This is a genomic window from Hymenobacter sp. (genome assembly GCF_036387835.1).
Lineage (GTDB): Bacteria > Bacteroidota > Bacteroidia > Cytophagales > Hymenobacteraceae > Hymenobacter.
In genome coordinates this window covers 17,267-40,309 of sequence record NZ_DASVSY010000042.1, presented here as the reverse complement: position 1 = coordinate 40,309, position 23,043 = coordinate 17,267, and the positions used below count along the sequence as shown (strand labels likewise).

The 23,043-nt window shown below is 55.9% G+C and carries 25 protein-coding genes; 11 read left to right on the top strand and 14 right to left on the bottom strand.

Annotated elements, in window-relative coordinates; all coding sequences use genetic code 11:
* Window positions 1-456: T9SS type A sorting domain-containing protein (locus tag VF639_RS08650; RefSeq protein ID WP_331145496.1), on the top strand; the 456-nt coding region annotated here is incomplete at its 5' end.
* A 276-nt stretch (window positions 457-732) separates the two neighbouring features.
* Window positions 733-1,734, top strand: a complete 1,002-nt coding sequence (locus VF639_RS08645; RefSeq protein WP_331145495.1) for an SMP-30/gluconolactonase/LRE family protein — start codon at window positions 733-735, stop codon at window positions 1,732-1,734.
* Window positions 1,735-1,799: 65 nt separating this feature from the next.
* On the opposite strand, the gene VF639_RS08640 is transcribed toward VF639_RS08645, so the two are convergent.
* The 3 genes from VF639_RS08640 to VF639_RS08630 form a co-directional block, all read right to left on the bottom strand.
* Entirely contained in the window at window positions 1,800-2,333 is a 534-nt protein-coding gene (locus tag VF639_RS08640) for a PAS domain-containing protein (RefSeq protein WP_331145494.1), read from the bottom strand.
* Between the two features lie 12 nt (window positions 2,334-2,345).
* Entirely contained in the window at window positions 2,346-2,708 is a 363-nt protein-coding gene (locus VF639_RS08635; protein ID WP_331145493.1) for a hypothetical protein, read from the bottom strand.
* Window positions 2,709-3,107: 399 nt separating this feature from the next.
* On the bottom strand, window positions 3,108-3,860 hold the full coding sequence (locus tag VF639_RS08630) for an acyl-CoA desaturase (protein ID WP_331145492.1): 753 nt from the start codon (window positions 3,858-3,860) through the stop codon (window positions 3,108-3,110).
* Window positions 3,861-3,951: 91 nt separating this feature from the next.
* Here VF639_RS08630 and VF639_RS08625 point away from each other — a divergent pair, with 91 nt between their 5' ends.
* Window positions 3,952-4,113: a hypothetical protein gene (locus VF639_RS08625; RefSeq protein ID WP_331145491.1), complete on the top strand. Its 162-nt coding sequence runs from the start codon at window positions 3,952-3,954 to the stop codon at window positions 4,111-4,113.
* On the opposite strand, the gene VF639_RS08620 is transcribed toward VF639_RS08625, so the two are convergent.
* Complete coding sequence (locus tag VF639_RS08620) at window positions 4,097-6,229, bottom strand: hypothetical protein (RefSeq protein WP_331145490.1); 2,133 nt, start codon at window positions 6,227-6,229, stop codon at window positions 4,097-4,099. The two genes, VF639_RS08625 and VF639_RS08620, sit on opposite strands and share 17 nt — an antisense overlap.
* 257 nt (window positions 6,230-6,486) lie before the next feature.
* Here VF639_RS08620 and VF639_RS08615 point away from each other — a divergent pair, with 257 nt between their 5' ends.
* The 3 genes from VF639_RS08615 to VF639_RS08605 all read left to right on the top strand — a co-directional run bounded on the left by VF639_RS08615 (window position 6,487) and on the right by VF639_RS08605 (window position 8,627).
* Window positions 6,487-7,044: a DUF1572 family protein gene (locus VF639_RS08615; protein WP_331145489.1), complete on the top strand. Its 558-nt coding sequence runs from the start codon at window positions 6,487-6,489 to the stop codon at window positions 7,042-7,044.
* Between the two features lie 306 nt (window positions 7,045-7,350).
* Window positions 7,351-7,917, top strand: a complete 567-nt coding sequence (locus tag VF639_RS08610) for a 2'-5' RNA ligase family protein (protein WP_331145488.1) — start codon at window positions 7,351-7,353, stop codon at window positions 7,915-7,917.
* Window positions 7,918-8,159: 242 nt separating this feature from the next.
* The gene (locus VF639_RS08605) at window positions 8,160-8,627 is read left to right on the top strand and encodes a hypothetical protein (RefSeq protein ID WP_331145487.1); all 468 of its coding nucleotides are present in this window, start codon (window positions 8,160-8,162) and stop codon (window positions 8,625-8,627) included.
* Between the two features lie 79 nt (window positions 8,628-8,706).
* On the opposite strand, the gene VF639_RS08600 is transcribed toward VF639_RS08605, so the two are convergent.
* From VF639_RS08600 to VF639_RS08590, 3 genes are all read right to left on the bottom strand, one after another.
* Window positions 8,707-9,468 carry an SDR family oxidoreductase gene (locus VF639_RS08600; protein ID WP_331145486.1) on the bottom strand — a complete coding sequence of 254 codons (762 nt, stop codon included), beginning with the start codon at window positions 9,466-9,468 and terminating at the stop codon, window positions 8,707-8,709.
* Window positions 9,469-9,655: 187 nt separating this feature from the next.
* Complete coding sequence (locus VF639_RS08595; protein ID WP_331145485.1) at window positions 9,656-10,300, bottom strand: hypothetical protein; 645 nt, start codon at window positions 10,298-10,300, stop codon at window positions 9,656-9,658.
* Window positions 10,301-10,496: 196 nt separating this feature from the next.
* Window positions 10,497-10,901 (bottom strand): helix-turn-helix domain-containing protein, encoded by a 405-nt coding sequence (locus VF639_RS08590; protein WP_331145484.1) that lies wholly within the window; start codon window positions 10,899-10,901, stop codon window positions 10,497-10,499.
* Between the two features lie 102 nt (window positions 10,902-11,003).
* Between VF639_RS08590 and VF639_RS08585 the strand changes: the two genes are divergently transcribed.
* The 3 genes from VF639_RS08585 to VF639_RS08575 all read left to right on the top strand — a co-directional run bounded on the left by VF639_RS08585 (window position 11,004) and on the right by VF639_RS08575 (window position 13,159).
* Window positions 11,004-11,906, top strand: a complete 903-nt coding sequence (locus VF639_RS08585) for a helix-turn-helix domain-containing protein (RefSeq protein WP_331145483.1) — start codon at window positions 11,004-11,006, stop codon at window positions 11,904-11,906.
* Window positions 11,907-11,989: 83 nt separating this feature from the next.
* A complete protein-coding gene (locus VF639_RS08580; protein WP_331145482.1) occupies window positions 11,990-12,124 on the top strand; it encodes a hypothetical protein in 135 nt (44 codons plus the stop codon).
* 150 nt (window positions 12,125-12,274) lie between these two features.
* Complete coding sequence (locus VF639_RS08575) at window positions 12,275-13,159, top strand: SDR family NAD(P)-dependent oxidoreductase (RefSeq protein WP_331145481.1); 885 nt, start codon at window positions 12,275-12,277, stop codon at window positions 13,157-13,159.
* A gap of 184 nt (window positions 13,160-13,343) precedes the next feature.
* On the opposite strand, the gene VF639_RS08570 is transcribed toward VF639_RS08575, so the two are convergent.
* Window positions 13,344-13,676: a hypothetical protein gene (locus tag VF639_RS08570; RefSeq protein WP_331145480.1), complete on the bottom strand. Its 333-nt coding sequence runs from the start codon at window positions 13,674-13,676 to the stop codon at window positions 13,344-13,346.
* Between the two features lie 224 nt (window positions 13,677-13,900).
* On the opposite strand from VF639_RS08570, the gene VF639_RS08565 reads away from it, so the two are divergent.
* A complete protein-coding gene (locus VF639_RS08565; RefSeq protein ID WP_331145479.1) occupies window positions 13,901-14,641 on the top strand; it encodes an ATP-grasp domain-containing protein in 741 nt (246 codons plus the stop codon).
* A 146-nt stretch (window positions 14,642-14,787) separates the two neighbouring features.
* Window positions 14,788-15,711 carry a DUF3667 domain-containing protein gene (locus VF639_RS08560; RefSeq protein WP_331145478.1) on the top strand — a complete coding sequence of 308 codons (924 nt, stop codon included), beginning with the start codon at window positions 14,788-14,790 and terminating at the stop codon, window positions 15,709-15,711.
* A 1,039-nt stretch (window positions 15,712-16,750) separates the two neighbouring features.
* Here the strand turns inward: VF639_RS08560 and VF639_RS08555 are convergent.
* From VF639_RS08555 to VF639_RS08530, 6 genes are all read right to left on the bottom strand, one after another.
* Window positions 16,751-17,113 carry a PIN domain-containing protein gene (locus tag VF639_RS08555; RefSeq protein ID WP_331145477.1) on the bottom strand — a complete coding sequence of 121 codons (363 nt, stop codon included), beginning with the start codon at window positions 17,111-17,113 and terminating at the stop codon, window positions 16,751-16,753.
* A gap of 69 nt (window positions 17,114-17,182) precedes the next feature.
* The gene (locus VF639_RS08550; RefSeq protein WP_331145476.1) at window positions 17,183-17,425 is read right to left on the bottom strand and encodes a UPF0175 family protein; all 243 of its coding nucleotides are present in this window, start codon (window positions 17,423-17,425) and stop codon (window positions 17,183-17,185) included.
* 181 nt (window positions 17,426-17,606) lie between these two features.
* Window positions 17,607-18,473, bottom strand: coding sequence for a hypothetical protein (locus tag VF639_RS08545; RefSeq protein WP_331145475.1), 867 nt, complete (start codon window positions 18,471-18,473; stop codon window positions 17,607-17,609).
* A gap of 125 nt (window positions 18,474-18,598) precedes the next feature.
* Complete coding sequence (locus tag VF639_RS08540) at window positions 18,599-19,570, bottom strand: deoxyhypusine synthase family protein (protein WP_331145474.1); 972 nt, start codon at window positions 19,568-19,570, stop codon at window positions 18,599-18,601.
* Between the two features lie 134 nt (window positions 19,571-19,704).
* Window positions 19,705-20,241: an ATP-dependent protease subunit HslV gene (hslV, locus tag VF639_RS08535; RefSeq protein ID WP_331145473.1), complete on the bottom strand. Its 537-nt coding sequence runs from the start codon at window positions 20,239-20,241 to the stop codon at window positions 19,705-19,707.
* A gap of 123 nt (window positions 20,242-20,364) precedes the next feature.
* Window positions 20,365-22,959: a TonB-dependent receptor gene (locus tag VF639_RS08530; RefSeq protein ID WP_331145472.1), complete on the bottom strand. Its 2,595-nt coding sequence runs from the start codon at window positions 22,957-22,959 to the stop codon at window positions 20,365-20,367.
* Window positions 22,960-23,043: the final 84 nt, after the last annotated feature.

Genomic DNA, 23,043 nt, shown 5'->3' with positions numbered 1-23,043 from the left:
AACGCCTACTACAGCCTCACGCAAGGCCCCTACGACTTGCAACCGGTGTTGCACGCCACCTTCAAGCCCCAACAGAAAGTGAAGCGCGCTGACTTTGCCGTTATCGTCACCCGCACCCACGACCAATGGACCTCCGCCCCGGTTGATGCAGCCCGCGGCGCTGCCTCCCCGCTGGCCACGGCCAACAGCCGCAACCAGCACGAAGTGGTAAGCCTCGCTCCTAACCCCTTCACCGACCACACCAGCTTCAGCTACCAGTTGGCCGAAGGTGGCGCCGTAAGTCTGGAAGTGTTCGACATGATGGGCCGCAAAGTGAAAACCGTAGTGAATAGTCAGCAAACGGCTGGCTGGCACGAGCAGCGCTTCGATGGCACGACGCTGCCCGCGGGCACCTACCTGTTTAAGCTCCGCGCCGGCAGTCAAACGCATAGTGGCCGCTTGGTACTGACGCACTAAGTAACTGACCTCACGTAAGTCGTGCTGGCGGGGGCCTCACCCCCGCCAGCACGACCTTCACGGCGCAATAGCAAGCAATTCTCTACATCGGCCTGCCTCTACTAAGGCGGGCCGTTTTTTTGTGCCTTGCCAGCAGTTTGTAACCATTTGCTACAGCCAGTAACTGAAGAGCAGGAACTTGCCAGCCGCACCGTAGGCGCTGCCCCTAATTGTATACACCTGAACATTAAGGAATCTCGTTTCAGGTAGGTACATAGTTCACTTCATTCTTTTTACATGTTGACCTTGACTGTTTCCCTATTTCCCTTGCGCCGAATTGCTACTGCTACGGCCTTGCTGCTAAGTGGCGTGCTAGCTGCTTCCTGCTCCGACGATGACGAAGACAACACCCCGGCCAGCCCCGAACTCGTCACGTTCACCCAAGCCGGCCTCTTCCCGGAGGGTGTGCAGTACGATGCCAAAAACAACAGTTTTCTGGTTAGCTCGCTTGCTACCGGCAACATTGGGCGCGTCACGGATGCTGGCGTTTATACCGTGTTGGCTCCCGGCACCACTGCCAGCGGCACCCGCATCATCACCTCGGCCGTCGGCATCAACCTCGACAACAGCCGCAACCGGGTGCTGGTGGCTTCTTCTAATGCTATGGCCGGCAACGTGGCCCGGCTCGTGAGCTACAACCGCGACAACGGGCAGCTTAACTTCAACGTGGATCTAGGAGTACTGACCACCGCGTCCCGCCATTTTGCCAACGACATAGCCGTTGACGACCAAGGCAACGCCTACGTAACCGACAGCTTTGCTCCTTATATCTACAAAGTAGATCCGCAAGGTGTGGCCTCCGTTTTCCTCACCGACCCGCAGTTTGCTGCTGCCGCGGGCGCGTTTGGGCTCAATGGTATTGTTTTCCACCCTGATGGCTACTTGCTGGTGGCCCGAGCCGACAATGGTAGCCTCTTCAAGGTGCCCGTAACCGCTCCCACCTCCTTCACCCGCGTTACCACCACCGGCATCGACTTCACGGGGGCCGATGGCCTACTGCTCGAAGACAACAACACGCTGCAAGCTGTAGTGGGTGGCAGGAGCGTGATTCGTCTCAACACCAGCAACAACTGGACAGCGGCCACACAAACGGGCACCTTCACAGCCAGCCAGTCGGTGTCGCCTACCACTCTGGCCCGCCGCGCCGGCGCCGACAGCTACGTGCTCTACTCTCGCCTAAGTCAGATGATGGTGACCCCGCCGCCAGCGGAATTTACTATTGGCAAGGTGACGTTCTAAGTCACCGGCTACAACACAAAAACGGCGGCTCTGTTACGGATCCGCCGTTTTTGTGTTGTTGAAGCTTACTTGCCTAGCTGCTGGCGCAGGGCGTGCACTTCGCGTTCTAGCTCCAGGTTACGGAATGTTACTTTCACTTCCAGGTCGGCGTAGGCGCGCTCCAGCTCTTGCTCGCGGCGGCGGAGGGCAAACTCAGTTTCTTTCTGCTCGTGAATATCGGTGCAGGTGCCAAACCACTGCTTGATGCTGCCGTCCTCGTTGAACTGCGGTTGGGCCTGACCGAGAAACCAACGGTAGCCGCCGTTTTTGCTTTTGAAGCGGTACTCGATTTCGTAGAACTCGCCAGTAGCCAGGGAGTGGCCCCATATCTGGCGGGCCCGCTGCTGGTCGTCGGGGTGGAGCAGGTTGTTCCACATGTCGGGGCCGACGCTGTCGGCTAGGGTGTAGCCGGTGAAATCGGTCCAGCGCTGGTTGAAGTAGGTATGGAAGCCCGTAGCATCGGTGAACCATACCAGCTGCGGAATAAACTCAACTAGAAAACGAAATTGTTCCTCGCCCTGCTGGCGTAGACTTTGCTCGGTGGAAACGGTGGTGCTCATTTACAACAACAATTAGCAAGGGCGGGCAAGCTGAATTTCCATGCCCGACTGAAAATACAAGATGAGTTGGCTTTGCAGGCCATCGGTGGAGCGGCGCAGACGTGTGATAAGCGCGCGGGTTTGTTCTTGCAGCAGCTGCACCTCCAGATAAGGCCGGTTAAGCAAATTATCGCGCTCCATGCTCCATTGCCCCGAGTTTTCGGTATCGGGCGCGTGTACCTGCAACTTACCTGGCTGCAAAGAAAGCTTAGTGGCGCGGGCCAAAGGACTATCGGGATCATTCCGGTTTAGCACCCGGTCTTCCACGCACCATTCCCCGTTCAAATACTCATCAGGCATTTCCTGCAAATTGATGTCAAATAGAAGTTCAGACATACAGTAAAAAAGCAGAGATATGCGTGGGAAAAGTAAAAACCAGTACGACTCAGGGTAGCAAGAAGGTTGCACCCTTTCGTTGCTGGTAATGAATAATTACAACAAATAGTTCGTTTATTCAATGTCACTACATTAATTGAAAATACTTGCTGTTTAGGATCAACTAGTTGATCTGCAAAATTAAACTCTACGAAACAAAAATAGTAGGCATACAGACTATATTTCAAGAGAACATACTTGAAAAGCACCACCTCTTGGGCGTATTATCAATAGGGTAAAGAGCCAATTGTTGTACTCTATTTCAAACACAAATTAGCCATCCTAACGCGGCAGAACTTCCGCATTAGGATGGCTAAACGACTTCTCGGCGAGCTTGCGCGCTACGGCTTTCTGTGGAGATTACGCCCCGGCAGTTGCCACCACGCGGCGCTTCAAACAAATGATACCTACTTTATCGAGCGTCCAGATAACCGGATATGTCGGATCGAACTCCCACCACTTCACGCCAAAGTTTGCGCGCAACGGCAGCTTGTGGTGGTTGTTCTGGAACAATTCTCCACCGGTCAGGAAATCGAAGAACAGGGAGTTGCGGGACTTGTCGCGGTTATCGAAGTTCTGGTAGCCGTATTTGTGCCCGCTCCAGTTCACGATAGCGCCGTGCACAGCCCCCATCATAAAGTGAATGGGTAGCAACAGGTACTGCCACCAGGCCGTAGCAAACACGATATAGAAGCTGATGTAGCCCACGCCCCACGCCACGCGGGCGTACCAACGGTGGGAAAAGTTTTCCAGCGCCACCCACTCCGGATATAGGTTGTCTTCGAAGCGTTTAGCTCCCTCCGACCGATGCTGCAACACCTCCTGGTAGATGTTGCGGGTCTTCCACATCATAGTGAAGGCATTGTTGGAGTTGTGCGGGGAGTGCGGGTCGTTGTCGGTGTCGGAGTAGGCGTGGTGCATGCGGTGCAGCAGCGCGTAGCTACGCGGCGACATGAACGACGAGCCTTGCATCAGAAACGTGAACACGAAAAAGAACCGCTCCCACGCCGGGTGCATGGTGAACATTTTGTGGGCCGCGTAACGATGCTGAAAGAATGTTTGAGTGAACAACGACAAGTACCAATGCGCCAAAAAGAAGGCAAGAACAGCCATAAGGGAAAGTAAATAGGCGCAAAAGATGAAACAACCAAGAACCTGAGTTGCAACATAAGGCCATAAGCGCCACAATTGTTCAGGTGAAGTTGTGAAAGGTGAAGTGGTGAAAGGTGAAGTTGTGAAAGGTGAAGTGGTGAAGGGTGAAGTGGTGAAAGGTGAAGTGGTGAAAGGTGAAGTGGTGAAAGTGAACAAGGCACAATTCACAATTTCACCTTTCACCACTTCACCTTTCCCTATTCCGCCTCGCTGATTTTTTTTGCCAACGGCCCTGGCACGCCGGCGCTATTGAGCATGCCGCTCACAATTCCTTGCCGCCACAGCGAAAACACCGAGTAGCGCAACTCCCGGCTCGACTTAATAGAACCCGCCTTCAATTCCTCGCCGGGTTTGCGCGGGTTGTTGTCGCGGAGGAAAACCCCGTTGACCACCGACGTTTCGAGGCGGTGCAAGAGGCCGGGGCGGTCTTGGCGGTTCAGCAGCACCAGCTTGAGGTCGTGGTAAGCGGCTTGCATGGTGCCCTGCGCCTGCTTACGGTCGAGCTGCATTTGGAAGCGGATGTAGTCGATGTCGCCGCTGCGCAGGCGCAGGCCGCGGGTGGTTGTAGTCATGGGGTTGAGCATAGCCAGGGGCGCCGCCCCAAACCGGCCGCTAATGGTATGGACGCCGCCTGGGTCGAGCACATTGGCTTGCAGACGGAGCTCAGCGGCGCATAGCTTCTGTATCCGGCCCGTTACCTGTCCGGTCAGGGGATGGGCGGCGCTCATGTGGCGCGGGTCGTTGCTGACGTTGGCAAGCATGCCGGTGAGCTGCTGCATGGCCATGACGCCGGGCTGAGCACTGCGGGGCGAGCGGTAGCTCATCCGGATGCCCAAGTCCACGAACCGCACCTGGCGCACATCCACCCGGAACGGCAGTTGCCCAATGGCATCGGGCGTGGCCACCGACACCTTGGGGTTGATGGCAAACCGACCGTCGCTTTCGGTGAGTACGCGCGGATGGTTCACTTCCAGCCGCTGAGCCACCAGATTACTTTTTTCCAGCAACCCCTCTATATCGAGCCCACTCATGCGCAAACGGGGCAGCCGCACCCGCACGTGCGCCGATTGGTGGCCCTTGCCGCGGGCTAAGGCCGCCACCGACATGGTAGGCGCTATGGCTACATTTTCGAGCTGCAGCAACTGGCGGCGGGTGTCGGCTTGTATGCTTTCAAGCGCCAACCGATAATAGGGCCCATCGAGGCGGAGGCGGGCGGGGCCGGTGCGCAGCGTCCAGGCGCGGGCATAGTAGAGCTGGCCTCTGGTGTCGGGTTGCAGGCGTATGTTGGTACCCGTCAGATATACGCCTTGCACGGCCGGGGCTAGCTCCAGCCCCATTACCTGCATTTTGGCACGAGTGAGGCGCAGCTGCTTTAGCTGGAAGCTAGGCAGGTAAGTCGCCACCACCTCGTGCAGCGGCGGGGGCGGCACGGCCGGCATGGTTGCCAGGAGTTGCAGCCCCGTCAGGTGCAGGTCATCGGCTTGGAAGCGGCCCCGCTGCAGGCCTGCGGCCCGTAGTCCGGTTAGTTCAAGCCGGGGCAGCAGTATATCGGCCCGCGCGCTGCGGGTGCGCTGGTTGCTGATGGGCTGCAGCGGCACCAGCCGCACCGAATTGAGCGTGAGGCGCTGGCTTGCCGACGAAAACGCCCCATGCGGCAGCCGCACCACATGGCCCGGCACCCGCGCCAGCAAGGTGCGCACCTCCGCCGACACTGCGGCAGCGTAGCCGAGCCGCGTGGTGTCGGTAGCGCCAGCCGCGCTTAGGTAGAAGTCGTGGGCCGTGAGGGTGGCTTGTTCCACTTGGGCCTGCGTTTCCGGGGAGCTGCTGTAGCGCGCCTTCAGGTGCCGGAGTGCCACGTAGCCCACGCGCAGCCCCGGCAGCCCGAGCGGCAGACGCTGGTAGAGCGGTTTTGCTGAACTGTCTTTGGGAGTAGGTGGCAGCTGGCCTAGTTGCAGCTGCAGTCCTTCCAGCACCACGCTATCCAGCGGCACCTCCTGCCGACGCAGGGCCGCTACCAGCCCAATACCCGCTACGCGGAATTGGGTAAGGTCGAAGGAAAGCTCGGGCAGTTCCGCTTGCTTGGCATTAGTGGAGCGCAAATGCACGCCGCCGAGCACTACGGTACCTGACCATAGGTGCGTGCGCAAATCATCGATAACCAGACGGTAGTGGCCTTGGCTGACCTTAGTAGCCTGTTTTTCCAGGGTCCGGCGCAGCCAAGGGTCGAGCAGAGCCAGCGCGACGCCTAGGATCAGCACCACAACGGCCAATAGCCATAGCCCCATCCGTAGCCATCGTTTCGGGCCAGAGGAGTCGGAAACTTCGCGCACAGGTGGAAAGGCAGAATCTATCACGGCAAGGGATTGGCCTGCGCTTACGACGAATGGGGGCATTATGGTTGAATTATTGGTTTCCATTCCGGACGAGCTACACCACTCCGGCCGACGAGCTTTTCCAGCATTACGCCTACATTGGCTATCTTCATGATAGGACCCGCGCCCTTTAAGCGCATGTTCAATCAAGCGCCCTGCCGCGTTTGCATAGTGTGTACCAGCATCAACGAAGAGTTACCCTCACTCCTGCCGCCATGTCCGACACCACCCAACTTGCCAACGTTCTTCTCGCCTCGTTCCACCACAGCTTCCGCAGCTACAAGTCGTTGGCCGACCGGGCGTTGGCGCAACTCTCGCTGGCCGACTGGTTGCACGTGCCTGCTCCGGGGTGCAACAGCATTGCCGTGATTGTGCAGCACATGGTGGGCAACCTCAACTCGCGCTTCACTTACTTCCTAAGCTCCGACGGGGAAAAGCCCACCCGCCAGCGCGACCAGGAATTTGTAGAGCCAACGTCGCTGGAAACCGTGGCCACGCTGCAGGCACAGTGGGCGGATGCCTGGCTCCTACTTTTCGACTTGCTCGAAGCCCTGCAACCCACCGATTTGCTGCGTACCGTTACCATCCGCGGGGAGGCGCACACGGTGCTGGCGGCCGTGCAGCGGCAGGTGGCGCACTACGCCTACCACGTGGGCCAGATTGTGGGGCAGGCCAAAGCACTCCGTGGCGAGGAGTGGCAAACCTTAAGCATTCCGCGCGGGCAAAGCGAGCAGTTCACCCAACACTTGCAAAACGCTTCCAACCAAGTGTAGGGATTTCGAGTTAAAGAGCAGATCAAGTAGGTAGCTCTTGGCTGGCAGCTGTTGGCCGTTAGCTCTTTTTCCAACTGGCAAGGCCTTACTTGACAGTTGATAAGCGTTTGTTTTAACTGGATTGACTACCTAATAACCCGGCCAGTGGCTAGGGTAGCACACGCAACGTGTACTTCTCTTCTTCGGGACCTGCTACCTTAGGCCCGGCCCGCAACTAGCGCAACGGTATCTGGCTCTGCGCAGCAGACTGGAGAACCACTCCGTTGCACCTTCCACTTCGTTTCCGAACTTGCTCCTGAAGCTCCGATGCTTGCCATAACCTCCCTGCTGAATCCGCAGAACGCCGACCGGATCAATCGCATCATCAAAAGCCTGGAAACGGAATTTGGGCTCGATGACGTCCAAGCCACCGCCGATCCGCACATCACGTATCAGCTGGCGGGCGTACGCAAGCTCTCGGCCCTCAACCAATGCCTGCGCGACGTGGCCCGCCACACTACGCCCTTCGTGGTGCACACCACCGGCCTGGGGCTGTTTCCGGGACCCAATCCGGTTATCTACATCCCCGTGCTGCGCTCCGACGAGCTTAACCACCTGCATCAGCGCATTCTGCATGCCACCAAGCCCCTATGCTTGCGCACCGACAAGTTTAGCGGCCCCGATTGCTGGCTGCCGCACATTTCACTGGCCCTGCACGACACCACGCCCGAGTTGCTAGGCCCAGTGCTGCAATACCTCAATCAGCAAACCTTCAACCTCAAAATCAGCATCAACAATATCACCATTTTGCGGCAGGAAGACGAGCTGTTTGTGCGCGAAAAATGTTTCCTATTCGAAGGGCACAAGCACGATACAGCCCCCTTGCTCTTCTGAATCACGGATTCAGTTGGATTATTCGGATTGGTCGGATTTTGTGGACGGCGTGGAGCGTGGTAGTTTTGTCGCGTCGAGTTTGTAACCTATTTGCCTGCGCAAGTTGGTGGTGGCAACAGAGTAATACACGCTGTTTTGCTGAGCTTGTCAACATTGCTGCGCTACTGCGGAGTAGAGCCATCTACAAAATCCGACCAATCCGTCGAATCCGAAAAAATCCGTGCTCACTTTTTTCTCTGCTTATGTACCCTATTCTACTTCTGCTGCACTCCTGGTCCCGCTGGCTCGTGCTTATTTTTGGATTGATTGCCATCTTTCGCGCTTTTGGCGGTTGGCAGGGCCGTCGGGCCTGGGTGGGGGCCGATAATGGTATGGGCGCGGCCTTTGTGGGCTCCATGCACTTGCAATTGCTGCTTGGCCTGCTACTTTACTTTGTGTTTAGCCCCGTAGGGCTGCAAGGCATGAAAGTGGCCGGCGCCATGAAAGACCCTATTGCCCGCTTTTGGGGAGTCGAGCATATCAGCGTCATGATTTTAGCTTGGGCTGCCGCTCAAATAGGCCGCAGTGTCTCCAAAAAGGCATCCGAGGCGGTGGTCAAGCACAAGAAGGCCCTCATCTGGTTTACTATCTCGCTGCTACTCGTGCTCCTCATGATTCCGTGGGGCCTCGGCAACTGGAACCCCGCCCGGCCCCTGTTCCGAGGGCTGTAGCGCACCATTACGGTACCGATTTCAACAAAAAAACCTCCCCGATATACTCGGGGAGGTTTTTTATGACCCTAGTTACCGGCTACAGGAACATCCCGCCGGAGGCTTCCAGGCGCTGAGCATTCACCCATTTGGCGTCCTCGGTGCACAGGAAAGCCACTACGGGGCCAATGTCGTCGGGCAGGCCCACGCGGCCGAGGGCCGTAGCACTCGCTAGCTGGTCGTTGATTTCTTTGTTGTCGCGTACCCGGCCACCACCAAAATCAGTTTCGATGGCACCCGGTGCTACCACGTTCACGGCAATACCGCGGGCGCCCAGTTCCTTGGCCTGGTAGCGGGTCAGTACCTCTATAGCGCCCTTCATGCTGGCATAAGCCGAAGAGCCCGGGTTAGCAAACCGCGCCAGCCCCGACGAGATATTAATGATGCGGCCTCCGTCGTTGAGCAGCGACAGCGCCTTCTGAGTCAGGAAGTAGGGGCCCTTGAGGTGAATGTTCATCATATCGTCGAACTGTGCTTCGGTGGTTTCCGCGAACATGGCGTACAGGCCCGTACCCGCATTGTTGACCAGGAAATCAAACTTGTTTGCGCCAAACGTGTCGCCCAAGGTGGTTTTCACCTGGTCGAAAAACTCATCGAAGGAGCCAATATTCGAGGCGTCGAGTTGCAGGGCGGCGGCTTTGCGGCCCTGGCTTTCAATTTCCGCTACTACAGCGGCGGCCTCTTCCTTTTTGCTGTGGTAAGTCAGAACAACATCGATGTCTTTGCGGGCTAGGCTCAGGGCCATGTTTTTGCCGAGGCCACGGCTCCCGCCGGTTACCAGGGCTATCTTGTTTGTGCTCATAGTTTCAAGGAGTTAAGATGACAGCACAAAGGTGGCGGCCGCCGTCGCCCGAAACATGGTGAGTAGTTCAGTTTAAATGGTGATAGTTTCCGTTTTTAGTGATTTGATGATTAAACCGATGTCTTCTATAAGCTGCTGATTAGGTGCAGAAAAATAATGGCAGCATTTGACTCGTTGAAAACAAGACCTACAAAGGAGACTGTTTTAGCGTGACTGACGGATTGCCATACTGCAAAAGGCCTTTCCATTTTCCCCGTATGGAGTAGCGTTGGCCCGTCGTTGTATTCTCCAACACGCATTGAAAAGAGCAAGCGAGACGGTACGCATCTATTTGACGGCTGATAGTGATTTGGGATTTAGGCGGAATTCGAATTGTTAGCAAGTGTTCCGGATCAAACCCATAAGGCTTTTCTTGAGGAGTAACACTGAGGGGAAAGGCTGCGGTAGAGTAGTCGAATAACTCATTACCATACCAGTGTTGGGGCACTTGTAATTCGAATTCATTTAACTCCACTTCCTTGGGAAGTGAGGTGGTCGGCTCTAGTTCGAACTGTGACGTTTTCATTAATTCGCCAAAGCCTCCTTCAACCTGCTGCGAGGAGAGGGTATTACTTGGGTTCTGCACACGCAGTCCGGCCAGATTTACAAGTGCGGTATCAATGCGACTATCTGCCGTAAAGAAGTAGCGTACGTCTTTGAGCACATACTTATCTGGCTCAACCACCTTGGGTTCAGTGGATTCCTCTTTAGAACAAGAACTTGAAAAAGCTGCTGTTGCCAACCCGGCAGTTAATAGATACGGAGCGTACTTTCTGGTCAGTGGAGAGGTCATAGCTATAAATCAGGGTTGTTATCAACTAAAGTAGGCTTTCAAGCTCACAGAGTTGCTTTGTCAAATCCAGCTCTGCAGGCTACAAGACACCTACTTAAGCTACCAAAGAATCCCTTACTTTCCAATAAACCCTTATTATCAATAGATTACTTCTAAGCAATGAATTCTACCCTTATGTTCGTATTGTAACACACCTTCACAAAACGCCACTATGGCGCTCGGCCCATACTTGCTCCCGGTACTGCTTGGGGGTGCAGCCTTCGAAGCGCTTGAAGAACTTGGTGAAGTTGGAAGGGTCGTAGGTGAGGTTGGCGGCAATGTCGGCTACGGGGCGGGTGGTGTCGCGCAGGAGATGCCGGGATACGTCCATGATGCGGGCCTCGAAGTAGTAGCACGGCGAGTGGCCGGTGGCAAGCTTAACGGTGTTGCTGAGGTGCGTGGGATGCATGTGCAGTTGGTCGGCCAAGTCCCGGATTTCCAGCATTTCCGTGGCCCGTCCTTCCACCACGTCGGCCAGGTGCTGGTCGACTACGCGCAGGAAATCGGCGGTTATTTCGTGCTGGCGGGCCAGGAGTTTCTTGGGGATGGTTGTCGTGGGCATGTGCAGGCGAATGAAGCGGGAAGAACCAAGTAACCGGAGGCAGTCTAGCTACCAACAAGGTACTAGGAAGTTACTATAGTTTGATTTGCGTAACTTAGCTTTATGTTGAAGCCCGTTAGCCTCGAAGAGTTTTATCAAGCTAAAATCCACTGGATGCCCGAGAACCTCAAGCAGGACATCGGGCATTTCAACGTGTTTCAACTCGATGATTTTATAGGTCCGAAGGCTTGCCCCATTCCTTACAGCCGCAAAGACTTCTACAAAATCACGCTCGTTACGGGCCGCAGCAACTACCACTTCGCCGACAAAACCGTGGAAGTGCGAGGCAACGCGCTGCTCTTCGCCAACCCCATGGTGCCCTACCATTGGGAGCCACTCGACGAGCAACAAACCGGCTTCTTCTGCATCTTCACCGAGGCATTCCTGCAACGCCACCTGCACGCCGGCGCGCTCGACCTGCCCATGTTCAAGCCCGGTGGTCAACCGCTTTATTCCCTGAACGACGCGCAGCTGGCGGCCTGCAAGCAGCTGTTCGAGAAGATGTTCGTGGAAATAGAATCCAACTACGCCTTCAAATACGACCTATTGCGGGCCTACGTGTTCGAGCTAGTTCATAGCGCCATGAAGTTGCAGCCGGCGGCCACACTCTACCACGACAGTAGTGCCGCTACGCGCATTGCTTCGTTGTTTACGGAGTTGCTGGAGCGGCAATTTCCTATTGAGTCGCCGGGGCAGCAGGTGCGGCTGCGCAATGCCAATGCCTTTGCTGGGCAACTGGCCGTACACGTCAACCACCTGAACCGGGCGCTGAAGGAAGTAACCGGCAAAACCACTTCCCAACTCATTGCCGACCGCCTCGTGCAGGAAGCCCACGCCCTGCTCAAGCACACCGACTGGAATGTGTCGGAAATAAGCTACTCGTTGGGCTTCGAGGAGCCCGCGCACTTCAGCAACTTCTTTAAGAAACAAGCCGGCACTACCCCTTCCGCGGTACGCACTGTTTGATTTTCGCAAGTATTGGTTTGATTAGAGCAAGCCCTTAGGCTAGCAGCGGCTCTAGCTTTGCACTGTACAAACAGAGCAAACTTATGAGCAAATTCCCCATCTGGTTTATGACGGTGCCGGGCCCGGTGTGGCCCCGTGCTGCCCCACTCACCACCTCCTGCCGTCAAGCATTCGAAACCCGGAAAACCTTACCGATTTCAACCGGCTTCGAGCAATAGACGCAACCGAAAGCGGCAGTAGGCAGCGCTTCTATGGATTGATTTCACTTCCGGCTGCAATAAAATGCGGTCGGGCACGTCTGCCCTTGTAACTACCTCACGCTTTAACCGCTTTTCTTATGCTCTATCAATTCGCAAGCCTCGCCCTGAGTGATTCGCTGTCTTATCAAGAAAAATATCAACAACATGAACCCCAACAAGATATGGTTTGTGACCGGCGCTTCGAAAGGCCTCGGTCTGACGCTGGCACACCAACTACTAGCCGCCGGCTACGCTGTAGCGGCCACCTCTCGCCATGTGGCGGAGCTGAAACAAGCCGTGCCGCTTGAAACCGACCGGTTCCTGCCCTTGCAAATGGACCTCGGCAACGAGGAAAGCGTGCGACAAGCCATAGCCACCACCATCAGCACCCTCGGCGGCCTCGATGTGGTAGTCAACAACGCGGGCTACGGCCAGCTTGGTGCCCTGGAAGAACTCTCCGACCAGGAAGCACGCAAAAACTTCGACGTAAATGTGTTCGGGATGCTGAACGTGATTCGAGAGGCTACGCCGCACCTGCGCCAACAGGGCTCGGGCCATGTGTTTAACATCTCCTCAATTGGCGGCTTCACGGGTGGTTTTCCGGGGTGGGGCGTCTACTGCGCCACCAAGTTTGCCGTCGTTGGCCTAACGGAATCCTATGCATACGAAGTAAAGCCGTTTGGCATCGAGGCGACGGTGGTCTACCCCGGCTACTTCCGTACCGATTTTCTCTCGGCCAACTCGATGGGCAAGCCGCAACACCCGCTGAATGCCTACCAATCGGTGCGCGACTCGCAGGCCTTGCACGAGCAGCAAATCAACGGCAACCAGCCCGGCGACCCGGTGAAAGCGGCGGCGCTGCTCATCGAGGTAAGCGAAACCACAAATCCACCGCTCCATTTGTTCCTAGGCGAAGATGCCTACCAGCGGGCCGAACAGAAAATAGCTGCCGTGCAGCATGACCTACAGCAGTGGCTGGCTGCGGCTACGGCCACCAGCTTCGTGGAGGCGTAGTTAAGCGCATACTGTCACATGTATCATATGAGCAGTTGGGTTGGTAATGCGGAAGCCACCGGAAATCAATTCCGCGCTACAACCCAACCACTTGTCTGAGATGAGTTTATCGATTTTCAAATAATGCGCACAAAAAAGCCCGCCGCTAGGTAATAGCAGCGGGCTTTTTTGTGCGTGCGGGAGCTTATGGGTTCATGAGCAGATACAGTAGGTTATGATACAAGATGCCCTGCTCGCCGTCGTGGATGCCGTCGAGGCCGGCATCTTCCAGGAGAGTTTCCACTTCTTCGTAGTCGTGCAGGAATTCCATTTCCAGCTCTTCGGAGTCGGGCACTTGGGTGAAGACCAAGTAGCGGCGGCGCCTCTCGAGCGTGATATAGAGCTTCCGAAACTTGGTTTGGGCAACCAGCAGCGCGTCGCACGGCTCCATCTCTTCGCCGTCGGGCGTTTGGATATAGACAGTCGTTTTTTCGTTTTCGGGCGTGTATTGGTAGAAGCTGGCGAGGTCGAGGCTCATGAGCAGGGAAGAGATGAACGGGCGTGGTATCAACTCGAAGGTAGGCTTCTCCGCGGTTCCATGAGCGTACTGTTCTTCTTTAGGAACACAAGATCCAACCTGAAAGCTGCTTAACTGGAATTGCGGAGTAACCGGGTAGTGGCCTAAAACTGACTATTTCTCTACGCGGCCAGGCCAAGCACAATCAGAGTAGGTTTGCCAGGTACAAAGGCACTACTCCGTTTATGCGCGCTTTCATCAATCAAGACCAGTTTGGCGAGTGGGTCAACACCAGCTGTTTTGCCGCTGCCGACGGCTTTCGGCAAATGGGTTGGGAAATCGTGCCCTTGCCTCCTGCCACCACCCCGCCTACCGATGACCCGGCCGACGTAGTAGTGGGCCACATCGATCAGGTGGAAGATGCGCTGCGCGCTTTGGGCCGGCCCGTACCACCCGCCCTCGACTACCCCAATGAGCTACAAAGCTTCCTGGGTCGGCGCATCTGGCAATCCACCATCAACGCCGTGGCCGCCGATCCTGCACAGTGGCCGGTATTTGTGAAGCCAATGCTGGCGCGCAAAAAGTTTACGGGTGTGCTCGTGCGCCACTTCCGCGACCTGATGGGTTGCGGCGACCAAGCCGAGAACACCCCCGTGTGGTGCGCCGAGCCAGTACAGTTTGTAGCCGAATGGCGCTGTTTCGTGCGGTACGGCCGCGTGCTGGCCGCCCAACCCTACCGCGGCGACTGGCGCGCCCACTTCGACCCCCGCGTAGTAGAAGCGGCTGTTGCGGCCTACACCAGCGCGCCCTGCGCCTACGCTCTTGATATCGGCCTCACTGCTACCGGCGCCACTTCACTGATCGAGGTAAATGAAGGCTACGCTGTGGGGAGCTACGGGCTGCCGCCCCTGCAGTACGCCAAGTTTCTGAGCGCCCGTTGGGCCGAGCTAACTGATACGGCCGACGCGTGTGATTTTAAAAGATAGCACCGGTTTCTACTGCCCTCGCTCTGATTTTCTGTGGCTTTCTATAGCTTCTGCGCTACTTAACCTGATAATTGTTTCACGCCCAAGTTTTGGCCTGCTATTTTGTATTACCTATATTTAATTCAAACCAATCCTGCTTAGCGTCTATGCAGTCAACATCTACCTCCTCCGTTGCCATTGCCCCTGAGCTAGCTGAAACTGTTCACAGCTTAGCAACGGCGCCCACCTCGCACGAACACTCAGCCACGGCCTGCCTCAACTGCGATACTCTCGTACTAGACCGTTTCTGCGGCCGTTGCGGGCAGGATGCTCACCACACGCATCGGCTTACTATGGCGCACATGCTGCACGACATTCCTCATTCCGTGTGGCACGTTGACAAGGGCATTCTGTACTCCATCCGGACTATTATTTCCCGCCCGGGCTCAACTATTCGGAGCTATCTGGCCGGGCAGCGCGCAGACCACTTCCGGCCCCTGTCGCTCCTGCTGGTCGTAACAGGTCTGTATGCGTTTATAGCTTCGGTGCTCCACATCGAGATGCTCCCCCCCCGCGACCCATCGATGCCCGAGGCGGTGTGGCAGGCTCAAAAGTCAGCCACTGATCTTCTGGCTAAATACCTCAGTTGGTACTACGTGGGGCTGGTGCCAGTTATTGCTGCATTTGCGCGCCTGTTTTTGCGCCGCGGCGGCTATAATTACGCCGAGTGCTTGGTCATTGCCGCGTTCATCACAGCAGTATGCAACTCTTTGACCCTGCTGTCTCTACCCGTGTCATACATCTATTCTGGTACCGCGGCTATTCAGAAAGTAGGCTATGTGGTCAGCGCGATATCCTTTTGCTACGCCACCTGGGCCTACAGTTCGATGCTGGCGCATACCGGCCTAAGCTTGGCCGGCCGGCTCGTGCGCGGCTTCTTTCCCTTCGTGCTAGGTATCCTGGTTCCCTCATTCATAGCGGGCATAGTTGCGGTAGCGCTGAATTGGAACGATATCAAGCAGAACATCAAGCAGCAGCAGCAGACCAAGTCGGCCCCCGTACCCGCGCCGGCAGCCACTCCTGCCCACTAGCAGACTGGCAGCAGCTCATTGAAAAGCCCGCCGCTGAATTCAGCGGCGGGCTTTTCAATAAGAATAAATCAATAATGACCTTGGCACCAGGAGGAATGACGCCTGAACTACAAGCATTTGTAAGCACTTATGGCAACGGGCTTTCTCTGGAAGCTGCCCACGACTTTATGAGTTGCTTTCAGCGCCGCCTCGTGCGAAAAGGGGAGCTCCTTTTGCGGCCGGGTCAGGTGTGCCAAGAATTGTTCTTTGTGCAAAGTGGGTGCCTGCGCATCTGACTCCTTAACACAGCAATTAAAAGCGGCTTGCTGGCACTAATAGCTCGTTTGATTTAAAACCAAACTCCGCTGCTCCCACCACTATTTCGCGCGAAAAAGAGAATTCCTTCGGCGGCTGGAGAAGATGGATTAGAAGCTCTTCCTAGCCAGAAGCGGCGGCCCGCGGCCTACTTTATGGGTCTAGGCGGTACGGGCACGGGAAGCGGCGAAGGACGGCTGGAACGACGGAACCTACGATTGAACTGGGCGGTATCTCTGATGGTGTAGGAACCGCTGGACGCCGTGGTTTTGCTTACGTCCTGACCCGTTGGTTTACTCACCTGTTTTGCTGGTTGAGTTTTCCCCTGAGGTGACGGAGCCGTTTGGGCAGAAGCCGGCAGCGAAATGCCTAGCAGCACAACAGCAGCCAAAGAAAAAAGATGATTTTTCATGCCAAGAGGTTAAATAGTAAAATTAAATATACCTCTATAAACGCATAATAGCCGGCGGCAGACACATAACATGTATGTAGCTCTATCGGCTGGATCCGTAGCCTAGAATGCGAAGAGCTTCATTAGTTTACCCTCCTCCCACCACTGTGGCTGCGCCCCGGTTTGACGTACAAGTTGCTGCGCTACTTAAGTAGCGTTAAACAAAGAAAGCCTGCCGCTGAATGTCAGCGGCAGGCTTCCTATTTAACCTCCAGCAGCAATTACTGCCCCAGCACCATGGCAAACACGAGCGGCGCCACGATGGTAGCATCCGACTCGACAGGTAGTTTCAGATCATTCGCCGGCTAACGTGTAGATGCTGGCTTCAACTTCTGGGGCCAGCCTCATACCACCAGCCAACAGCAGTGCTACTAATGGACGCACGGCGGGCACCAGCCCGCGCTGTTTGGCTGCCACCAGTAAGCCCAACGTGCCGGTAGTACGCAAATGCAACCGATTGGCAGCCCGCCGACCCCGCCGGTCGTCTAGTACAACGACGCAGTCGGGCGTTTCGAGGGCCAGTGCTATGGCGCTGGCTTCCCCGATGTCGATGCTGGCCCCAAAGATGATGGTTCGGATTTCCTCACGCGGCACTTGCACACGCATCCACGGCGGCAAAGGCAATCCGTATTCAGTGGCTACTGTTGGGGTAATCATACCTGTGAATAAAGCTGCGGAAGCAGTTGCAGCTGTGTTAAAGCAGTCAGGTAAATCAGACTGCTAGTATCAGCTATTACGACCGCCGGCATTGTCGATATCCGATAGTAAGTCGTCTACGGATTCGCTGAAAACCGACACGCCAAACTTGCCTAGCATTTCCAGAAAAGTCCGCTTAGTCATGCCGGCTATTTCGGCCGCTTCACCGCCCGTAGCTTTCCCTTGCTGATACAGCATGGCGGCCAGCATCATTTTCAGTTCCCACTCGTCGGCTTCCACCGTTTCGGGAATGGCTACGGTTAGGTTTCTCATACCTGAAAAATAGGGCACGAAATGTAATAGTTCATTACTTTATTCCTTATACGGCTGTTCGAAAAACAAAAGCCCGCCGCTGGATATCAGCGGCGGGCTTTTCACTTGGTTCTAGCGACCGGTTACTGCTCCAGCACTATGGCAAACACCAGCGGCTTTCTGTTTACGCTGTAGCAGCCAATTACTGGTAATCCAGGTAGTAAGTCAGCTTGTTATACTCAGCTGAATCATGAATGGCTTGGGTGGTGCGGGCCTTCTTGATGTCAGCCAAAGTAATGTACAGTTTACGTGAATGATGAAGAGAATCTGTCCATCGCACTTTGGGTAGCAGGGCAGAAAAAGTGGTCTGCTCATCTATTAGTGTGTCCTTTCGTCCGTTTGCGTTTACATCTTCAAGCTCGACTGTCTTCGTTATTCTCTTTTCCTCCCGGGCCAATAGAAAGGTGCCGTAGGAGGTAACCCGCACTATTATTACCACTGAATCCGGCTGCCCGGAAAAAGGCTGGATAATCATTGTGGGCTCAAAAGCAGGTTTGAATTGTCGCACTCGCTCTTTCCAAAGCGGCAAATTCCGATGAGGATAAAACAACTTATGCTTACCAACCTGGCCAGTTGCCGGCAAATCAATTGGCTTATCTGCTACCAGCGTATCACCTGAGTCTTGCAATAGAATCGGGGCTGTGAGAGGGTAGACTATCTTTCCTAAGGTCAAGTACGGCGCCACTGCTGCCACTGCACGGCCGACGGCTTCGGGAGCAACGTTAATTCCCCACCAAACGGTGTCCATCTGTAGGGAAGAACGAGAGACCGTTACCATCAGAAAGAGTACTGAATCAGTCCGATTACGCAAATACACTTCTGAAGTAGTCTCATCGACGAATCTAAGCTCTAAGGGTGGGGATTGTGATAGTTCCCTCTTGCTAGGGTCGTTCATTGACAAAAACATCAAGAACACCATTATCAGTATCCATCCACCCGTCAAAATGCCTACAATAATCTTAACGATAAGAGCCAATAGGTGATAGAACGAGGGTTTTTCACGTTTCATAGCTCTTTTCTGTTTGATGCCTTGAACTACGAAATGTAACCTGCTCTGATAACACGAAAGCGCCTGCCGCTCTGAGAGCGGCAGGCGCTTTATAAAATTGCTTTTTTAGCCAGAAGCCGCGGCAACTACTGCCCCAGCACCATGGCAAATACCAGCGGCGCCACAATGGTAGCATCCGATTCGATGATGAACTTAGGCGTATCCTGGCCTAGCTTGCCCCAGGTGATTTTCTCGTTCGGCACGGCACCAGAGTAGGAACCGTAGGAGGTAGTGGAATCGGAAATCTGGCAGAAGTAGCCCCACAGCGGCACGGAGGTGCGGCCCAGGTCCTGGTGCAGCATGGGCACTACGCAGATGGGAAAGTCGCCGGCAATGCCGCCGCCAATCTGGAAGAAGCCCACCGGGCTTTCGTCGGTGGCTTGCTCGGTGTACCACCCGGCCAGGTAAATCATGTACTCGATGCCAGTGCGCACGGTGTGCACGTTCTGGATGTCGCCGCTGATGACGTGGCCCGCGAAGATGTTGCCCAGCGTGGAGTCTTCCCAACCGGGGCAGATAATCGGCAGGTTTTTCTCGGCGGCGGCCAGCATCCAGCTGTCCTTGGGGTTGATCTGGTAATACTGCTCCAGCTCGCCCGACTTCAGGATCTGGTAGAAGAACTCGTGGGGGAAGTACCGCTCGCCAGCCTTATCAGCTTGCTCCCAGAACTTGAGCACCGAGTGTTCCAGGCGGCGCATGGCTTCTTCTTCGGGAATGCAGGTGTCGGTTACGCGGTTCATGTGGCGCTCCAGCAGGGCCTGTTCGTCGGCCGCCGTTAGGTCGCGGTAGTTGGGTACCCGCTCGTAGAAGTCGTGGGCGACCAGGTTGAAGATATCCTCTTCCAGGTTGGCACCGGTGCAGCTGATGATTTGCACCTTGTCTTGCCGAATCAGCTCGGCCAACTGGATGCCCATTTCGGCGGTGCTCATGGCGCCCGCCAGCGTTATCATCATCTTGCCCCCTTTGGCCAGGTGCTTGTTGTAGCCTTCGGCGGCATCAATTAAAGCAGCGGCGTTGAAGTGGCGGTAGTGGTGCTTAAGGAAGTTCGTTACGTTCATCGAATCAAAGGTTCAATACTAGTGGGTGTGCGGAATACAATCAAATTGCAGCGTGGAATCGTTCAATATTTGCGTGTTATATCGAAGATTCTGAATAGCGGACAATTGCGCCTGGGTTGCTTGCAAATACAACCTTAAACCGGCTGCTCAATCATTAGATTGTGGTTGGTATAGATGCAGATGTCGGCGGCAATGTGCAGAGCATCTTCCACCATTTGGCGAGCCGTAAGGTGCGGCGCGTGCTTCTTGAGGGCCAGGGCGGCCGCTTGGGCATACATGGCCCCGGAGCCGATGGCGGCCACTTCGGAGTCGGGTTCGAGCACGTCGCCGGAGCCGGCAATAATGAGCAGCTCGTCTTTGTCGGCTACCACCATCATGGCTTCGAGCTTGCGCAAGTACTGGTCTTTGCGCCACTCTTTGGCCAGCTCAATAGCGGCGCGGCGCAGATTGCCGCCGTAGCCGTTGAGCTTTTCTTCGAACTTGTCGAGCAGCATAAAGGCGTCGGCCGTGGAGCCGGCAAAACCAGTTACGACCTTACCATCCTGGAGCTTGCGGACCTTGCGCACATTGCTTTTGGCGACGTGCTTATCCATTGTCGCCTGACCGTCGGCGCCTAGGGCAACTTCGCCGTTGTGGCGTACACCGAGCACGGTAGTGGAGCGGATTTTCATTTGTTTGTTGCTTGTTAATTGTTGATAGGTGATTGTTGCTGGATGATGCCGTAAAAAGAAGCTGGCTGTCATTTCAAAGTGAACTGACAACCAGCATTCAACAACTAGCAAGCAACAATCAGCTTAAAATCGGGCCTGCAATTTAGCAAAGTAAAACCGGCCGTTCGAGCCCATCTGCACCGGGTCCCAGGCGCCGCCGGTTTCGGTGAGCTGCGGGTTAAAGAACTTCGGGTAGACGTCAAACAGATTCGAGCTACCCACCGACAAACGCAACTGGTTGGTCAGAGCGTACGACAAGGCTAAGTCGGTAGTGAGGCGGGCGTAGTAGGCGTTGAGGTTCTCGTCGTAGTCGTAGAGCTGTACCGGGCCAAACTGCACGAAGCGCAGCAACGCCCCGAAGCGGCCCAGGCTGTAGTCGAAGGTGAGGTTGACCTTGTAGGGCGGCGCCGAAGCTTTCACAAAAGCCCGCTCCCGAATTCCAAAGAAGGTATCCTCCTTGCCGGCTAGTAGCGGAGTGGTCTTGGCAGCGCCTACTACCACCAGCCGGTTGAGGTTGGCGGCCAGCGTAGTAGCCAGCCGGCCCGCCCCCAGCGACACGGTGTTGGCCAGCACGGCGTCTAGGCCCCAGGTATCGGTGGTAATCGCATTGGCGAAGAATTGAGCTTCGCCCACGCCCAGCGGTACTAGAATGGGTTGCAACACCAGCGTATCATCTTTGGCGGCGAAGGTGCCCGTCAGTACAATCCGGTCCTTAACTTGAATGTAGTAGCCGTCGACGGTGAAGCTGAGCACCGAGCCGGCGCGGCCAGTAAAGCCCAGGCTAACCGATTGGGAACGTTCCTGCTTGAGGGCCGGAATGCCGAGTGCCCGCGACACTGGCCCATCGTTGCGGTCGATAAGAATATTGACCGGCATACCCCCAACCACGTTGGTGATGATGCTGTTAAAGTTGATCTGCGCCAACGACGGCGCCCGGAAGCCGCTGCTTACGGTGCCGCGCAACGAGAAAGTTTCGCTCAGCTTCACCCGGGTCGCCAGCTTACCGGTCAGGGCGCTGCCGAAGTCGGAATAGTTTTCAAACCGCACTGCTCCCGCCAGCAGCAACGACTTTGTGACATCGAGCTCGGCATCGGCATATACCCCGATGTTGTCACGATGCGCGTCTACCTCGTTGTCGGGCTGAAAACCGGGAAAGCCCTGCGAGCCAGCCGACCGCTCGTTCAGCGCCCCCGGATACTTCCGGTACGACCCTTCTTCGCCGGCAAACAAGGTGTACCACTCACGGCGATACTCGGCCCCGAAAGCCAGATTGAGCCCCTGCGCCACCGTCTTGTAGTTGCGGCTGGCACTAAGGTTGGCTACGTTCTGCCTAAGCTGAAACCCGCCCGCGTCGAAAGCTGTGGGCGAGGCGGCGCCCAAAGTGGCATTGAGCGTGTTGCGCACCCCGTACTCGAAACGGTTGGAGCCGAAGCCGTTGCTCAAGTCCACGTCCCAGCCCCCAAACGTGCCGCGCACACCGGCCGTACCATGCCCATCCACGATGTTGCTGGTAATGATAGGGTCGAAACCATTAGGATAAAGCGTGGGATTATTGCGCGGATTGGGAATATCGTCACCGTCGTCGTTGGTGATGGTGGGAAAGCGCGTGTAAGCGTAGGCATCACCGTCGCGCAGGTTGAGGCCGCCAAATACATACGCGTACACCTTGGCGCTGAGCGGCAGCTTGCTGTTGAGATAAACAGAAGTATTACTGACTTCCGGGTCGCCGTATTCGCGGCGCTGGATACCATCGGGGGCGGGCACGTTGGCCCGCTGTGTGTGCTGCCGCTTGTTGTAGTCAAGGGTGGCATTCACGAATCCTTCCTCGCCTACCGCTACGCCGTAATTGAGGTTCGCATTGAAGTTGCCACCATCAAAGTCCTGGTCATCGAACCGATACCGGGCGTCATATGCGCCGTAGTTGACGTTGGCGGTTACTTCCTTCACGCTGGTCTTCAACACAATATTGATGACCCCGGCAATGGCATCAGAGCCATATTGAGCCGAAGCCCCGTCGCGCAGAATCTCGATCCGCTCGATAGACGCAGCCGGAATCGTGTTCAGATCGGTGCCGGTATTGCCCCGGCCGCGCGAGCCGAACAGGTTTACCAGCGCCGACTGGTGCCAACGCTTGCCGTTTACGAGCACCAAGGTCTGGTCAGGCCCCAGGCCACGCAAGCTGGCGGGGTCCACGTGGTCGGCGCCGTCGGCACCGGTCTGGCGGTTGGAGTTGAAGGAGGGAGCCACAAATTGCAGCAACTGATTGACGTCGAGCTGCCCGGTTTTGGCCGTTACTTCTCGGATATCGATAATATCGACTGGCGAGGGCGTATCCGTGACGGTGCGGGTTTGGTTGCGTGAGCCTACCACCTGCACCCCACCGAGGCTGGTGCTGGCTTCCGTCAGGCGCACGCTCACCGAACCGCCGTCGGCCTTCACTTCCTGAGTGGCAAACCCAATGGAGCTTACTACTAGCGTTGGCGCCTGAGAGCGGGCACGCAGCGTAAACCGGCCGTCGCCGCCGGTACCGGTGCCGTTGTTGGTGCCCTTCTCTACTACTGTGGCACCGGCCAGCGGCCGGCCCGCGGCGTCGAGTACCTGCCCGGTTAGCGTCTGGCCCTGCCCAAAGGCCGTAATGCTACTTAAACACAAAATGGTGATTGGTACTAGATGTTTCATAGCTTGAAATGAAAGAAGTGAAGGAAAGTCATAAGGCCAGAGCAGGGCGGGAAAACATCTTATTTTCACAATAAAGCAATAAAT